Source organism: Bosea sp. OAE506, from assembly GCF_040546595.1.
Classification (GTDB): Bacteria; Pseudomonadota; Alphaproteobacteria; order Rhizobiales; family Beijerinckiaceae; genus Allobosea.
In genome coordinates, this window is record NZ_JBEPOB010000001.1 from 3,036,809 (window position 1) to 3,051,275 (window position 14,467).

Annotated in this window: 18 protein-coding genes; 12 read left to right on the forward strand and 6 right to left on the reverse strand. The window is 68.8% G+C overall.

Annotation, left to right across the window (positions count from 1 at the left end; genetic code table 11):
- Positions 1-58 precede the first annotated feature (58 nt).
- A complete protein-coding gene (locus ABIE41_RS14855) occupies positions 59-829 on the reverse strand; it encodes an SDR family NAD(P)-dependent oxidoreductase (protein ID WP_192641132.1) in 771 nt (256 codons plus the stop codon).
- 211 nt (positions 830-1,040) lie between these two features.
- On the opposite strand from ABIE41_RS14855, the gene ABIE41_RS14860 reads away from it, so the two are divergent.
- The 3 genes from ABIE41_RS14860 to ABIE41_RS14870 are packed head-to-tail and all read left to right on the forward strand — an operon-like array spanning position 1,041 to position 2,066.
- Positions 1,041-1,478: a DUF1489 family protein gene (locus ABIE41_RS14860; RefSeq protein ID WP_192641133.1), complete on the forward strand. Its 438-nt coding sequence runs from the start codon at positions 1,041-1,043 to the stop codon at positions 1,476-1,478.
- Between the two features lie 56 nt (positions 1,479-1,534).
- Positions 1,535-1,777, forward strand: coding sequence for a type II toxin-antitoxin system ParD family antitoxin (locus ABIE41_RS14865; RefSeq protein ID WP_192641134.1), 243 nt, complete (start codon positions 1,535-1,537; stop codon positions 1,775-1,777).
- A complete protein-coding gene (locus tag ABIE41_RS14870) occupies positions 1,770-2,066 on the forward strand; it encodes a type II toxin-antitoxin system RelE/ParE family toxin (protein WP_192641135.1) in 297 nt (98 codons plus the stop codon). Before ABIE41_RS14865 ends, ABIE41_RS14870 begins: the two co-directional genes overlap by 8 nt.
- A 10-nt stretch (positions 2,067-2,076) precedes the next feature.
- Here the strand turns inward: ABIE41_RS14870 and panC are convergent, their stop codons facing one another.
- Positions 2,077-2,925 (reverse strand): pantoate--beta-alanine ligase, encoded by an 849-nt coding sequence (gene panC, locus ABIE41_RS14875; RefSeq protein ID WP_192641136.1) that lies wholly within the window; start codon positions 2,923-2,925, stop codon positions 2,077-2,079.
- 90 nt (positions 2,926-3,015) lie between these two features.
- Here panC and ABIE41_RS14880 point away from each other — a divergent pair, with 90 nt between their 5' ends.
- Positions 3,016-3,759 (forward strand): VWA domain-containing protein, encoded by a 744-nt coding sequence (locus ABIE41_RS14880; protein ID WP_354192365.1) that lies wholly within the window; start codon positions 3,016-3,018, stop codon positions 3,757-3,759.
- Positions 3,756-4,469 (forward strand): DnaJ domain-containing protein, encoded by a 714-nt coding sequence (locus ABIE41_RS14885; RefSeq protein ID WP_354192367.1) that lies wholly within the window; start codon positions 3,756-3,758, stop codon positions 4,467-4,469. Before ABIE41_RS14880 ends, ABIE41_RS14885 begins: the two co-directional genes overlap by 4 nt.
- 63 nt (positions 4,470-4,532) lie before the next feature.
- Here ABIE41_RS14885 and ABIE41_RS14890 read toward each other — a convergent pair whose 3' ends face one another.
- Positions 4,533-6,188: a serine hydrolase gene (locus ABIE41_RS14890; protein WP_354192369.1), complete on the reverse strand. Its 1,656-nt coding sequence runs from the start codon at positions 6,186-6,188 to the stop codon at positions 4,533-4,535.
- 337 nt (positions 6,189-6,525) lie between these two features.
- Here ABIE41_RS14890 and ABIE41_RS14895 point away from each other — a divergent pair, with 337 nt between their 5' ends.
- From ABIE41_RS14895 to ABIE41_RS14910, 4 genes are all read left to right on the forward strand, one after another.
- A complete protein-coding gene (locus ABIE41_RS14895; RefSeq protein WP_069055484.1) occupies positions 6,526-6,867 on the forward strand; it encodes a phasin family protein in 342 nt (113 codons plus the stop codon).
- Between the two features lie 190 nt (positions 6,868-7,057).
- Positions 7,058-7,270 (forward strand): AbrB/MazE/SpoVT family DNA-binding domain-containing protein, encoded by a 213-nt coding sequence (locus ABIE41_RS14900; RefSeq protein ID WP_069055483.1) that lies wholly within the window; start codon positions 7,058-7,060, stop codon positions 7,268-7,270.
- Complete coding sequence (locus ABIE41_RS14905) at positions 7,270-7,653, forward strand: type II toxin-antitoxin system VapC family toxin (RefSeq protein WP_192641137.1); 384 nt, start codon at positions 7,270-7,272, stop codon at positions 7,651-7,653. Before ABIE41_RS14900 ends, ABIE41_RS14905 begins: the two co-directional genes overlap by 1 nt.
- A gap of 155 nt (positions 7,654-7,808) precedes the next feature.
- The gene (locus ABIE41_RS14910; protein WP_192641138.1) at positions 7,809-9,338 is read left to right on the forward strand and encodes a UxaA family hydrolase; all 1,530 of its coding nucleotides are present in this window, start codon (positions 7,809-7,811) and stop codon (positions 9,336-9,338) included.
- Between the two features lie 36 nt (positions 9,339-9,374).
- Here ABIE41_RS14910 and ABIE41_RS14915 read toward each other — a convergent pair whose 3' ends face one another.
- The gene (locus ABIE41_RS14915) at positions 9,375-10,349 is read right to left on the reverse strand and encodes a VOC family protein (RefSeq protein ID WP_192641139.1); all 975 of its coding nucleotides are present in this window, start codon (positions 10,347-10,349) and stop codon (positions 9,375-9,377) included.
- A gap of 171 nt (positions 10,350-10,520) precedes the next feature.
- On the opposite strand from ABIE41_RS14915, the gene ABIE41_RS14920 reads away from it, so the two are divergent.
- Entirely contained in the window at positions 10,521-10,913 is a 393-nt protein-coding gene (locus ABIE41_RS14920) for a hypothetical protein (protein WP_192641140.1), read from the forward strand.
- Between the two features lie 145 nt (positions 10,914-11,058).
- Here ABIE41_RS14920 and ABIE41_RS14925 read toward each other — a convergent pair whose 3' ends face one another.
- A complete protein-coding gene (locus ABIE41_RS14925; RefSeq protein WP_192641141.1) occupies positions 11,059-12,243 on the reverse strand; it encodes an aminotransferase in 1,185 nt (394 codons plus the stop codon).
- 118 nt (positions 12,244-12,361) lie between these two features.
- On the opposite strand from ABIE41_RS14925, the gene ABIE41_RS14930 reads away from it, so the two are divergent.
- Positions 12,362-13,117 (forward strand): SIR2 family NAD-dependent protein deacylase, encoded by a 756-nt coding sequence (locus ABIE41_RS14930; RefSeq protein ID WP_192641142.1) that lies wholly within the window; start codon positions 12,362-12,364, stop codon positions 13,115-13,117.
- 103 nt (positions 13,118-13,220) lie between these two features.
- Positions 13,221-13,676, forward strand: coding sequence for a DUF3429 domain-containing protein (locus ABIE41_RS14935; RefSeq protein ID WP_192641143.1), 456 nt, complete (start codon positions 13,221-13,223; stop codon positions 13,674-13,676).
- A gap of 3 nt (positions 13,677-13,679) precedes the next feature.
- Here the strand turns inward: ABIE41_RS14935 and ABIE41_RS14940 are convergent, their stop codons facing one another.
- Positions 13,680-14,312: a LysE family translocator gene (locus ABIE41_RS14940; RefSeq protein ID WP_192641144.1), complete on the reverse strand. Its 633-nt coding sequence runs from the start codon at positions 14,310-14,312 to the stop codon at positions 13,680-13,682.
- Positions 14,313-14,467 lie beyond the last annotated feature (155 nt).

Sequence of the window (14,467 nt, forward strand, 5' to 3'; positions counted from 1 at the left end):
CCGAGAATTTCGTCGAAGAGATGCTCGGGTCAAGCCCGAGCATGACGCTGTTACGCCGCTACCCCATCCGCCCGATCACCGGGAACTGCTCGACCTCGTAGATCTGGCCCGAGACCGGCGCGCTCTCGTCCGAAAGCCAGAAGGCCGTATGCGCTGCGATCTCGGCGGGCTGCATGATCCGGCCGCTCGGGGCCTGGCGGATGGGGACATGGTTCTCCCAGCCGGGCTTCTGCCCTTCCTTCTGCTGGGTCGCGTCCTCATTGGCGGTGAAGGTCCAGCCGACATTGAGCTGGTTGAGGCGGATACGCTCCGGCCCCAGCGAGTCGGCGAGGTTGCGCGTCATCGTCATCAGCGCGCCCTTCGACATCGAATAGACCGTCAGCCGCGGCAGCCCGCACCAGGCATTGATCGAGCCGACGGTGACGATCGCGCCGCCCGAGCCTTGCGCACGGAAGGCCCGCGCCGTGGCTTCGGAGGCCAGCAGCGGGGCGCGGACATTGATGGCGAAGATCTGGTCGAACAACTCCGCCGTCGTTCCGATGACCTCGCCGCGCGGATAGATTCCGGCATTGTTGACGAGGCCGTCGATGCGCCCGAAGGCCGCCACCGTGGCGTCGACCAGCGCCTGCGGGGTCGCAAGGTCGGCGAGATCGCCAGTCGCAGGTGCTGCTTGCGCGCCGAGGGCGCGGCAGACGCCCTCGACCTCGTCGCGATCCCGGCCATGGACCACGACCTTCGCCCCCTCGGCGACCAGCCGCTCCGCCATGGCGCGACCAATGCCGTTCGAGGAACCGGTGACGAGGATCGCCTTGCCTGTCAGTCCGCGCATGATCGCCTCTCCGTTATTTCGCCAGGATAGGGCAAACCGGTACGTCATGCTCGGGCGAAGACCCGAGCATCTCCTGCGAGCGCTTCACCTTGCCGAGATTCTCGGGTCTGCGCTGCGCTTCGCCCGAGAATGACGCGGCGCGCCTATCGCATCTGTGGAGAAACGCCGCAGGTGCTGGTCGGGTTGCCTGGCCCGCATTAGCTTGCCGGCCATGTCGCTCCATCTTCTTAAGCTCTGCGTCGGTGCCGATTCCATCGGCGATCTGGAAGACTGGATCGAGGAGCGGCTGACGCTTGAGCGGCGGCTGGGCCGCACGGCCGAGCAGATCCACACCACCCGCATGGTGCCCAAACGCCTCGACGAACTGCTCGACGGCGGCTCGCTCTACTGGGTCATCAAGGGCCAGATCAGCGCGCGGCAAAAGCTGCTGGCGGTCCGGCCCTTCACCGATGGCGAGGGCATCGGCCGCTGCCATCTCGTGCTCGAGCCGGTGGTGGTGGCGCTGGAGCCGCGACCCTGCCGGCCCTTCCAGGGCTGGCGCTACCTCACCGAGAAGGACGCACCGCGCGACATCGACGGCCGCAGCGGCGATCTCGGCGCGATGCCCGAGGCGCTGCGGCGGGAGCTGGCAGAGCTGGGCCTGCTGTAGGGCGTGGCCGCCGCGGCCGCGTTCTGCTAGTTTATGCAGCCTGTGGAGCCTTTCGCATGTCCGAAGCCACGTCGATCGAACTCGATGAAGAAGTGGTGCGCCTCGTCGGTGCGCGCATCCGGACGGGTCAGTACAACTCGGCCAGTGATGTCGTGCGCGCGGGTCTGCGTCTTCTCGACGAACAGGAAGACAAGATCCGTGCGCTTCAGGTCGCCTTGAAGGCGGGAGAGGACTCGGGGGCGCCGAAGCCTTTCGACAACCAGGCTTTCAAGGCGCGAATGCGCGCCCGGCATGGCTGAGGCGCTGCCGTATCGGCTTTCGCCGCTGGCCGAGGCCGACCTCGAAGAGATCTGGTCCTATACCGCCGAGCGCTGGTCGCCCGCGCAGGCGGAAATCTATCATGACGGGATCATTGCAGCTCTCGAAGGCTTGGCGCGAGGGCTGCGACGAGGCCGTCCCGTCGCCTTCCGCTCGGGCTACCTCAAGCTCACCGTCGGCGCGCATCTGGTCTTCTACCGAGAGACCAAAACCAGCATCGACGTGATCCGTCTGCTCCATCAGCGGATGGATGCCGAAACGCACCTCTAGGGCAGCAACCTCACACCGCGATATTGTCGATCAACCGCGTCGCACCGAGCCGCGCCGCGACGAGCAACCGGATCGGGCCATCGGCCAGCGAAGTGACGGGCGCCAGCGTGTCGGCGTGGCGCGCCTCCAGATAGTCGAGCTCGAAGCCGGCCGAGATGATCTCCGTCTGGGCCTCCCCGACGGCGCGGAAGAGCTCCTCGCGGTTGCGGATGCGCACGGCCAGCGCCTGCATCACCCTGTGCAGCAGCGGCGCGAGAGCGCGATCCTCCGGCGAGAGGTAGCGGTTGCGCGAGGACATGGCGAGGCCGTCTGCCTCGCGGAAGGTCGGCAGCGGCACGATCTCGATGCCGAGGTCGAGATCGGCCGCCATGCGGGTGACGACCTTGAGCTGCTGGTAGTCCTTCTCGCCGAAGACGGCGAGATCGGCCCGAGACTGGGTGAAGAGCTTGCAGCAGATTGTCGCGACGCCCTCGAAATGCGTCGGCCTGAAGCGATCATCGAGCCCGACCGCGGCCGGGCCGAGCAGCAGCACGCGGGTGGCGAAGCCGGCCGGGTACATCTCCTCGACCGGCGGGAAGAACACCGCATCGGCGCCAGCGGCGACCAGTTTTGCGCAGTCGTCGTCGAAGGTGCGCGGATATTTCTTGAAGTCCTCATGCGGCGCGAACTGCGTAGGGTTCACGAAGATCGTGACGATGACGCGCCGCGCATGCTTCTGCGCCTCCTTCACCAGAGCGACATGGCCTTCATGGAGCGCGCCCATCGTCGGCACGAGGCCGACCTTCTCGCCAGCGGCATGCCAGCCGGCGACGGCCTGCCGCATGGCGGCGACAGTCTCGAAGATCGCGATCCCGGTCATGGCGCCTCTCTCGTCGATGGGCTGTGAAGTCGCGCCTTTGGTGGCGGCAGACGGGTAGCAAATGTCCCGCGAACCGCCAATATCAAGGCCATGACGGAGAAGAGCGACAAGTCACTGGAGAAGCGGGCCGGCGCAGAGGTCGCGGCGGGGCGTTCGGCGCCCGGCGAGATCGACCGTTTCCTCGGCGCGGCCAAGCAGCTCGCGCCGCTGGCGACCGGGCAGGCGGGGCGGCTGGTCTTCACGCTCGACGCCACGATGAGCCGCCAGCCGACCTGGGACCTCGCCTGTTCGCTGCAGGCCAAGATGTTCGAAGTCGCGGCGACGAGCGGCGGGCTCGCCGTGCAGCTGGTCTATTTTCGCGGTTTGGCCGAATGCCGGGCCTCGGGCTGGGTCGGCGAACCGCGACGGCTGAACGGCTTGATGTCGGGCATTGCCTGCCAGGGCGGCCAGACCCAGATTGCCCGCATCCTCAAGCATGTCCGTGACGAGGCGCGCAGCGTCCCGATTCGCGCCTTCGTCTTCGTCGGCGATGCGATGGAGGAGGAGGTCGACGCGCTGGCCGGGCTGGCGGGCGAACTCGGCCTGCGCGGCATCCGTGGCTTCCTGTTCCAGGAGGGGCATGATCCCGCCGCGAGCGCGGCCTTCGCCACCCTGGCGCGGCTGACAGGCGGGGCCCATGCCCGCTTCGATGCCGCCGCGCCCGATTCGCTGCTCGATCTGCTGCGCGGTGCGGCTGCTTATGCGGCCGGCGGGCGGGAGGCGATGCTCAAGCTCGCGGCTGCGAGCCCCGTGGTGCGCGGGCTGCTGGGCTCGATGGAAGGAGGCCGCCGGTGACGCTGCTTTACGGGATCGGCGCGGTGCTGCTGATCTGGTGGCTGTCGAAGCTTTTCGCGAGCACCAATCCGAAGATGCTGGCCAAGGCGGTCAAGGGCGGCGGCGGGGTGCTGTCCCTGGGCGTCGCCGCGCTGCTGATGATGCGCGGCCGGCTCGACATGGCGATCTTCGTCGGTGGCATCGGCGCCTGGCTGCTCGGCTGGAGCGCGACCGGGCCCGGCGGCATCCGCTTTCCCTGGGGGACGTCGTCCGCCGAGACACCCGGTGCGCGCTCGCAGGTCGCCTCGCGCCTGCTGGCGATGGAGCTCGACCATGACAGTGGCGGCATGACCGGGACGGTCAGTAGCGGCCGTTTCGCCGGGCGTAGCCTCGACGATCTCTCGCTGGCCGAGATCGCCGATCTAATGCGCGAATGCCTCGCCGACGACCCCGACGGGGCGCGACTGCTAGAGGCTTATCTGGACCGCCGGTCGCCCGGCTGGCGTGAAGACGCTGATCGTCACCACGACGCGGGGCAGGGCCGCGCGGCGGGCACGGGCGCGATGTCGCATCAGGAGGCCTACGAGATCCTGGGGCTTCAGCCGGGGGCGGGCCAGGAGGCGATCCGCGAAGCCCATCGCGCCCTGATGAAGCGCATCCACCCGGATGCCGGGGGCACCAGCGGTCTTGCCGCTCGCGTCAACCAGGCCAAGGACGTCCTTCTGAAGTGAGGCGCCGACGGGAAACAGGGAAGAGGTCGGGTGCGACATGGCAGCGTTCCTTGTCCTTGTCCTTCAACCGCGGGTCGCGAAGCAGGCGAAGCCGTCGCGCTTGAGCCTGGCGCAGGCGTTCTGAGCGTCCTTCGAGTCGTCGAAGCCGGCGAAGCGAGCACGGAAGAGCGTTGAGCCGCCCTTCTCGACGCGCTCGGTCACCGCCGTGGCGTCGGCGAGCGGGCCGGCGGCCTTGGCGCGGGCGCGGGCCAGGATGTCCTTGGCCTTGGCCTCGTCGTCGGTCGCGCCGAGCTGGATGATCCATTTGCCGGTGGTGGCAACGGCGGCGCGGCTTTCGCTGGCCCGCGCCGGCTCGGGCGCCTTGTCGACGGCCTTGGCGAGGGTGGTGACGCCACTGTCGTGAGCCTTCTCGACCTGAGCCGGTGCGGCCGCAGGCTTCGCCACGGGCGCCTCGCCGGGCTCGGCGACCTTGGCGATCGAGGAGGTGACGTCGACATTTGCCGGGGGACGCAGGATCTTGCCGTCAGCGGCGGGAGCGCCGATCGACCAGCGCATCGCCGGCGGCGTCGTGGTGGCGGTCACCGGACGCATGCCGGAGATCTGGAGCTGCTGGGCACCGGTGCTGAGCGGGCGCGGCGGAGCGATCGGCGTCGTGGTCGGGACGGGAGCGTAGGCGCGGGCTGCCGCCGGCAGGGGCGCTTCGGTCTCGACGCGCGGACGCGGAACCGGCAGCGGGGCGGTTTCGGCGAAGGCGGCGGTCACGACCGGGGCGGCGGGGCGAACACGCTCCGGGGCGCGTTCCTGGACACGCTCCTGGGGCTTCTCCTCCGCCTCGGGTGCATCCGCGACCTGGATCGAGGCGCGGCCACCGGTGGCCGCCTTGGGCAGGCTGGCGACGACGAGGTCGGCCATGATCTTGTCGCGGGAGGCGCCGGAGCGGCCGCCGAGCACGACGGAGACGACATGGCGGCCATCGGCCTTGGCCGAGGTCATCAGGTTGAAGCCGGAGAGACGGGTGTAGCCGGTCTTGATGCCGTCCACGCCCTCGATGCGGCCGAGCAGCTTGTTGTGGTTGCGATAGGCGCCGCCGGCATAGTTGAACACCCGCGTCGAGAACATCGGGTAGTAGCGCGGGAAGCGCTCCTGGATGGCGCGGGCGAGGATGGTGAGGTCGCGCGCCGTGGTGATGTTCGGCGGGCTGTGGGGCAGGCCGTGGGGATTGTAGAAGGCTGTGCGGCTCATCCCGAGCGAACGGGCGCGGGCCGTCATCATCTTCGCGAATTCGTCTTCCGAGCCGCCGACATTCTCGGCCACCGTCATCGCCACGTCGTTGGCCGACTTGGTGATGAGCGCGAGGATGGCGTCGCGCACCGAGATGGTCTCGCCGGGCGTGAAGCCGATCTTGGAGGGCTCCTGGCGGGCGGCGTGGGCCGAGACCGTCAGCTCCGAATTCATGTTGAAGCGGCCGCGTTCGAGCTGCTCGAACAGCACGTAGAGCGTCATCACCTTGGTGATCGAGGCGGGGATGCGCGGCGCATCCTCGTTGACCGCATGCAGCGTGCGGCCGGTCTTCGCGTCGACGACCATGGCCGCATAGGGGGGCGCATAGCCACCGCCGGCCGGGCGCTTCTTCTTGCGCGCCGCCTCGGCGGGAGAGGCCACGGCCGCGAGAGCCACCGCCACGATGCCGATCATTGCCACGAACACGCGCGAACGCACGCGTCGGGACCCAACGCAACTGAAAGCCATGCAACCCGCCTCAACCAGAACTCACGCCTGGGTCCCAGCGCCACAGCTCGACGTGGCATATGGGACACAGTTTTGGAGGTTAGGACGGTGCGGTTACGGAGCCGTTAAAATGCCAGCTATCGGGGAGCCGGCGTCAGCGTCAGGGCGTCGCGGTTGGCGCGGTGCAGCGTGATCTTGACATTCATGTTGCGGTGCACAATATGAGGACGGTCCCGGTGGTGAACCCTTTTTCATCTGACCCAGGGGCGACAGACCCGGGCCTTAGGGCTCGTCAGCAAGAGGCGGCATGCGTGCCGAGGGAAGAAACATGATCCAGCAGTTCGAAACCATCCAGAAGGCCTCCAAAGAGAACGTCGACGCCGCCCTGAAGGCTTTCGGCGCCACCTCGAAGGGCGTGCAGACGCTCGCCGTCGAGGCCACCGACTACGCCAAGAAGTCCTTCGAGACCGGCACCGCCACGCTCGAGAAGCTGGCCGGCGTCAAGACGCTGGACAAGGCCATCGAGATCCAGACCGACTACGTCAAGACCGCCTTCGAGGGCGCCGTCGCCCAGATGACCAAGATGGGCGAGCTCTACGCCTCGATCGCCAAGGACGCCTATAAGCCGTTCGAGGGCATCGTCGCCAAGGCCGTTCCGGCCACCAAGTGAGCTGAACCGGCGCCGCCCGCTCGCGGCACCAGGCCTCACCGCTGAATCTAAGCCCGGCCGTGAGGCCGGGTTTTTTCGTCTTTGGGCGCCGAGCAAGTCGGCGGATGCTTGCGCGCGCGGCGTCATGGTTTCGGCGAACGGAGTTTCCTGTTACCTCTGGCTTCCCATCGATCGATGAGGGAATGCGATCATGTCCGACACCGCAACCCTTTCCGCGACGTTCCAGATCTCGATCCCGAAGGCTGTCCGACAGGCGCGCCATTGGAAAGCGGGCCAGGAGTTCGCCTTTGTGCCGAAGGGCACGGGCGTCCTGCTGGTCCCTGTGCCGTCGCCGGGAGATTTGAAGGGGCTGGCCAAAGGGGCCAACCCGGCTGATTTTCGTGATCGCAGCGATCGGGCCTGATGCGGCTGGTCGACACGTCGGCCTGGATCGAGTGGCTGATCGCATCGCCGACGGGCCAAACCTTGGAATCCTGGCTGCCGCAGCGCGAGGATTGGCTGGTCCCGACCATCGTTCAACTCGAACTCGGCAAATGGCTCGTCCGCGAGGTCGGTGAGGACAAGGCTGATCAAGTCATCGCCTTCAGCCAGATGTGCGTCGTCGTCGCGCTCGATACCCGACTGGCCTTGCTGGCGGCGGAACTCTGCGCCCGGCACCGGCTGTCGACCGCTGATGCGATCGTCTACGCAACGGCCTTGGACCGCGGCGCCGATCTCTTGACCTGCGACGCGCATTTCGAGGGGCTCGACAGTGTGACCTACTTCGCCAAGCTCAGCGGTGCCTAGCCCGGTCTCGGTGATGCCGAGCCGAGCCGCACATCCGCCGCGGCGGGTCGCGCCGTGGCGATGGTTGTTTTGAACCGATTGAAAACTGTCGCGAGGAAGCGCATGTCTTGCCCGTCGCCGCGCGCGCCGCGGCCTGCAAGCCAGTGGTTCCTCCGATGCTCGACAAAACCATCCCGCCGCGTACCCTCAGGCTGAACGCCAGCGACAATGTCGCGGTCGCGGTCGACCCGGTCGATATCGGTGTGACGGCAGCCGGCGTGACGGCGCTGAAGCGCATTCCGCGCGGCCACAAGCTGGCGCTCAGCCCGATCGCGATCGGCGAGCCGATCCGGAAGTTCGGGCAAATCATCGGCTTCGCCACCGTCGACATTCCGCCCGGCGAATGGGTGCACGAGCACAACACCGGCTTCCACGCCTTCGAGCGCGACTACGCCTTCTGTGCCGAGGCCAAGCCCGAATTCGTGCTGCCGGTCGAGCAGCAGGCCACCTTCGAGGGCTTCCGCCGGGCCAGTGGCAAGGCCGGCACGCGCAATTATGTTGGCATCCTGACCTCGGTGAACTGCTCGGCCTCGGCCGCGCGCTTCATGGCCGAGGAGGTCAAGCGCTCCGGCCTGCTCGCCGATTATCCGAATGTCGACGGCGTGATCGCGCTGACCCACGGCACGGGCTGCGGCATCGACTATAATGGTGAGAGCTTCGAGGTGCTGAAGCGCACGACCTGGGGCTATGCCTGCAACCCGAACATGGCGGCGGTTCTCGTCGTCGGGCTGGGCTGCGAGGGCTTCCAGATCAAGCGGATGAAGGACGCCTATGGCGTCGAGGAGAGCGACGTCTTCCGCACGCTGACGATTCAGGAGACCGGGGGTACCAAGAAGGCGGTTGCGGCCGGCATCGACGCGCTGAAGGTGATGCTGCCGATCGCGAACCGGGCGCGGCGCGAGACCGTTCCCGCCTCGGAGCTGATGCTCGCGCTCCAGTGCGGCGGCTCGGACGGCTATTCCGGCATCACCGCCAATCCGGCGCTCGGCAAGGCGGCCGACATCCTCGTCGAGAACGGTGGCACAGCGATTCTCTCGGAAACGCCGGAGATCTATGGCGCCGAGCATCTGCTGACGCGCCGTGCTGCCACGCGCGAAGTCGGCGAGAAGCTCGTCGGCATCATCAAATGGTGGGAGGACTATACCGCCCGCGCCCGGATGGACATGAACAACAACCCATCGCCAGGCAACAAGGCGGGCGGGCTGACGACCATCCTGGAGAAGTCGCTGGGCGCAGCCGCCAAGGGCGGCACCAAGACGCTGGCCGCCGTCTACAACTATGCCGAGCCGGTCCGTTCCAAGGGCTTCGTCTATATGGATACGCCCGGCTATGACCCGGTTTCCGCGACGGGGCAGGTCGCGGGCGGTGCGAACATCCTCGCCTTCACCACCGGGCGCGGCTCGGCCTATGGCTGCAAGCCCACGCCCTCGGTGAAGCTCGCCACCAACACGCCGATGTATCTCAAGCAGACCGACGACATGGACATCAATTGCGGCGATGTCCTCGACGGCGTGACGCTGGAGGAGAAGGGCCAGGAGATCTTCGACTATCTGCTGAAGGTCGCCTCGGGCGAGAAGTCCAAGTCGGAAGAGATGGGCTATGGCGACGCCGAGTTCGTGCCCTGGCAGATCGGCGCGACGATGTGAGCGCCGCCGCCGGGCGCGAGTGCCCGCGAGGGCTGTTCAGCCCTGCAGCAGGCTGACGCGCGTGCCCCAGGGATCGGTGCTCTCGAACCCGCCGGAGACCGGCGAGGCCGTCTGGCCCGCCGCGAGCAGGCGCTGATGCGGGCCTGCGAGCAGATCCGCCTGCGTGGAGACCAATGAAAACCAGTCGAGGCCGGTCGCGCCGGGGTCGCGCGGCCCGGCACCCGCGCTGTTCCAGCTGTTGAGCGCGAGATGGTGGTGGTAGCGGCCCGATGACAGGAAGCTCGCCGCATCGCGCCTGAGCGTCGGCTCGAGGCCGAGGAGATCGCGGTAGAAGCGGTCGCCCGCCGCGACATCGCCGACGCGCAGATGGACATGGCCGATGCGCAGGCCGTCGGGGGCCTTCGGGTAGTCGCTCGCGCGGGTGTCGGTTAGGGTGAGAATGTCGTCGACGTCGAGCCGGTGCGTGCCCATCACGACGCTGCCGCCCTCCCAGCGCCAGCGCTCCGGCGAACGATCGGCATAGACCTCGATGCCGTTGCCTTCGGGATCGTTCAGATAGACCGCTTCGCTGACGCTGTGGTCGGCGAAACCCGTCAGCGGGGTGCGGTTGCGCGCGACATGGACCAGCCAGCGGGCGAGATCGCGGCGCGTCGGCATCAGGAAGGCAGTGTGGAAGAGCCCGGCCTGGGTCGGCGGCTCGAGCGCGGCGTCCGGGCGCGGCGTCAGCAGGAGAAGCCCGCCCTCGGCCGTGCCCAGCGTGACGCCGGCCTCGCCGCGCGCCAGCACCGTCAGCCCCAGCACGTCGCGATAGAAGCCGCTCATGCGCTCGACGTCGCGCACCCGCAGTGCCGCCTGGCCGATGCGCAGTGGCGTGGCATTGGCGAAGCCGGGTCCTGCGGGCGGGGCTGCGACGGGCCCGCCTTCGGCGCGGACGGCGCCAGCCAGCGCGCCCGAGAGAGAGGCGCAGCCGGCGAGTTGCAGGAGAAGGCGGCGGGTCAGGGCAGGGGTCATCGGCAGGGCTCGGAAAGCAGATCCATCCTGCTATGGCAGGCCATGAAACTCGGCTGCGCGCATGTCACAAGCGCGTGGGGTCGCGTATGATGAACCGGAGCGGGCCTCACCGCGACCAAGGCGGGACCCCGCCGCGGCCGCGACGGGCCTTTTGTCATTCCAAGGACCATCATGAAGACCCTGCTTCTCGTCACCATCCCGCGCGTGCTGCTCGGGCTGCTCTTCCTCGTCTCCGCCGTCGACGGCTTCTGGTGGCTGGCCACCGGTACGCATCTGATCCATCCGCCGACCAGCGCGCGCGGTGTCGCCTTCGAGGAGGCGCTGCATGCCTCCGGCTTCCTCTGGCCGCTGCTGAAGACGGTCAACCTCGTCGGCGCACTCAGCCTGCTCGGCAACATCGCGCCGGCGCTGGGGCTCGCGCTGATCGCGCCGGTGATGACGGTGATCGTGCTCTTCCACCTCGTGCTCAACCCGCAGGGCATCCCCGTGGCGGGGATTCTGGTGGTGCTGGGGTCGCTGCTGGTCTGGGCCTATCGCGATCGCTATGCGGCGCTGCTGCGGTAGCGGGCACGCGTCATTCTCGGGCGCAGCCCCCGGGTCCGATCTTCGATCGGCCCAAGGATAAACTCCGCGCAGACCCGAGAATCTCGGGACGAGAATGAACTGGTTTCCGAGATGCTCGGGTCAAGCCCGAGCATGACGTGTCACGTCACAGGGTAAACCCGCGCAGCCGCTCGCTCAGCGCGCCGATCCGGTCGGCGGCGACATTTGCGATGGCGATGCGCAGGTGCCGCTCCTGGCCCGGTCCGAAATAGGGACCGGGCAAGGCGAGCACGCCGCGCTCCTGCACCAGAGCGCGCACCACATCCGCCGCCGGCACGCCCGGGAACGGGTGCGCCACATAGGCGAAATAGGCGCCCGCCGCGAGCACGCGCCAGTCGTTGAGCGGAGCCATGGCCTCGCGGAAGAGCGCGGCACGGGTGTTGATCTCGGCGCGGTTGGCCTCGCGCCAGTCGCGGATGCCGTCGATGCCCCAGGTCACAGCCGCCTGGCCGGCGCGCACGGGGCTGATCTGGACGCAGTCGAGCACCTTGGCGATCTCAGCCATCACGGTTTCGCCGGCCGTGATGGCGCCCAGCCGCCAGCCCGGCACGGCATAGGCTTTCGAGAAGCTGTAGAGGCCGATCACGGAGTCCTGCCAAGGCGTTGTAGCGAAGACTTCATGCGGGGCGGCAGCGCCTGCGGGCAGGAAATCCCGATAGGTTTCGTCGAGCACCAGCCAGAGCCCGCGCCGCGCGCACAGCTCCGCGAAGGCCGCGATGGTCGCGGGCGGATAGATCGCGCCCGTCGGATTGTTGGGCGTCACCAGCACGATGGCGCGCGTGCCGGCGTCGATCAACGCCTCGGCCGCAGCGACCTCGGGCACGAAGCCGGCGGCCGGGTCGCAGGGCAGCGGGCGCGCCTCGATGCCGAGCATGCACAGGGTCATCTCGTGGTTGAAGTACCAGGGCGTCGGCAGCAGCACGTTCTGGCCGGCCCGCGCCACTGCCATCATCGTCATGACGAAGGCCTGGTTGCAGCCCGAGGTGATGGCGACCTCGCCGGGCTTGAAGGGGGCGCCGTAGACCCGGGCGATCTCGGCCGCATAGGCCTCGCGCAGGGGCATGTCGCCGGTGATCGGGCCGTAGCGCGTGGCGTCGGGCGAGGCAGCGGCCTGCGCCAGCCGCTCGAGCAGCGCCGCCGGTGGGGGTGATCCCGGCACCGCCTGGGAGAGGTCGACCAGTGGCCCGCTGCGCCCGTCATAGGCCCGCGCCCACGCTTGCGCCTGCGGGATCGGCGGCGTGGCGGTGTCGAGAAGGTCGGGGTTCAGGGCGGGGAGCGTCGTGTCAGCCATGGCCGGCAGCTTTGGGACTCGACGCTGCCTGCGTCAATCGGCCCCCGCGCCGGGGGCTGCTGCGCTTGGCTGCGGGCGTCGGGGACGCCATATCGTCGGGGTAAGCCAGGGAGCGCGCATGCCGGACGGGACGCAGGACGCCATCGAGACGCTGCATGTGATGCTGGACCGCGCCGGCAGCATCGTCGCCTTCACCGGGGCGGGCATCTCGACCGAATCGGGCGTGCCCGATTTCCGCTCCGCCGGCTCGCCTTGGATGGTCAACAAGCCGATCCCGTTCGAGGCCTTCGTGAAGAGCCGCGAAGCGCGGGCCGAAGCCTGGCGGCGCAAATTCGCGATGGACGACCATTATGCCGGCGCCGCGCCCAATGCCGGGCATCGCGCGCTGGCCCGGCTTGTCGGGCAGGGCCGGGCGCCCGCGATCATCACCCAGAACATCGACGGGCTGCACCAGGCCTCTGGCGTGCCCGACGACCGGGTCATCGAACTGCATGGCAACGGCACCTATGCGACCTGCCTGGGCTGCGGCCGCCGGCACGAACTGGCCGAGATCCGCCCCGCCTTCGAGGCGACGGGCGAGCCGCCGGATTGTGCCGCCTGCGGCGGGCCGGTGAAGTCCGCGACGATCTCCTTCGGCCAGGCGATGCCGCAGGACAAGATGATCCGGGCCCAGCAACTGGCTCTGGAGGCTGAGCTTTTCCTCGTCATCGGATCCTCGCTCGTGGTCTATCCGGCGGCGACACTGCCGGTCATCGCCAAGCGCCAGGAGGCGACGCTGATCATCGTCAACCGCGAGCCGACGGAGCTCGACGCCATCGCCGATCTGGTGGTGCGGGCCGAGATCGGCGCGGCGCTCGGCCCGCTCGCAGGCTGACGCGCCTGCGACCTTTCGGTCGCGCGCGTGCAGCGGGGCTTGAGGCGGCGGCAAAAACAGCTATGCGAGCGGGACGCTCCCGTCCGCAGTCGCAAGGCGATCCATGTCCAGCGAGAAGACCATCCCCTCCGCCGCCCTCGCGCTCGGCGCGGCCGGGGTCATCCCGTTCCTGGCCTGCACGGCCGGGCTGGCGGCCGGTTTCGCCGTGCCGGGCATCGGCAGTGGCGCGCGCCTGTCCCAGGCGCTGATCGTCTATGGGGTCGCGATCCTCTCCTTTCTCGGCGGCGTGCGCTGGGGCATCGCCATCGGTTATGAGAGCGAGGCCGCGCAGCGGCGCGACTTCATCATCGCGGTCGTGCCGGCGCTGATCGGCTGGGCGGCGGCGCTGCTGGCGCCGGGGGCTGCGCTGTGGACGCTGTGCGTGGCCTTCGTGCTGCTCGGGCTGCTGGATTACGGCCTGTACTGCCGCGAGGTCGCGCCGGAATGGTATGGCCGGCTGCGGCTTGGCCTGTCGGCGGCGGTGGCGGTGCTGCTCGGTGTGGCGGCTGCGACGGCCTGAGCCTCAATCGCGCGAAGCCAGCGCGAGTCGCAGCGCCAGCGCGCCGAAGACCGCGCCCATCAGCCGCTGGGGCCAGGCCGCCAGATGCGGGCGCGCGGCGAGCGCGCGGCCGAGCCGGCCCGCCGTCAGGATGACCGCGCCGTTGGCGATCAGCCCCATCAGGTTGAGGATCGTCGCCAGCAGGATCACCTGCAGGGCGATCGACCCGGCCTCGGGCTTCAGGAACTGCGGCAGCAGCGCCAGCATGAACAGCGCCATCTTCGGGTTGAGCAGGTTCGTCAGCATCCCCTGCAGGAAGATCGCCCGTAGCCTGAGCCGGGGCTGGTCGGCGCGCGGCGCGAACAGGGCGGCGGGCGCGCGCAGTGTCGTCCAGGCCAGCCAGGCGAGATAGGCCGCGCCGAGGAAGCGCAGGCCGTCATAGGCCGCCGGCACCAGCAGGAAGAGCTGCGACAGGCCGAAGGCCGCCGCGAAGGCCTGGAGATAGCTGCCCGTGGCGATGCCCGCATAGGTCATGAGACCGGCCCTGCGGCCCTGACCGATGCTGCGCGAGGCGATCAGCAGCATGTCGGGGCCGGGCGTGGCCGTCAGCACCGCGCAGGCGGCGGTGAAGAGCGCGAGGGTGGCGAGATCGGGCATGAGGGTCCTCGTCGCGGCAGTGGCGGCTCGGGAAGCGACTATCGCACGGGGCGGCCTCGCGCCGCAGGGCTTTTTCGCCCATCGCGCATGTGGATGACGCGAAGCCGGCTGTATCGCGACTCCCCGGGGATGGTATCGTGACCGGGCGAATCAAG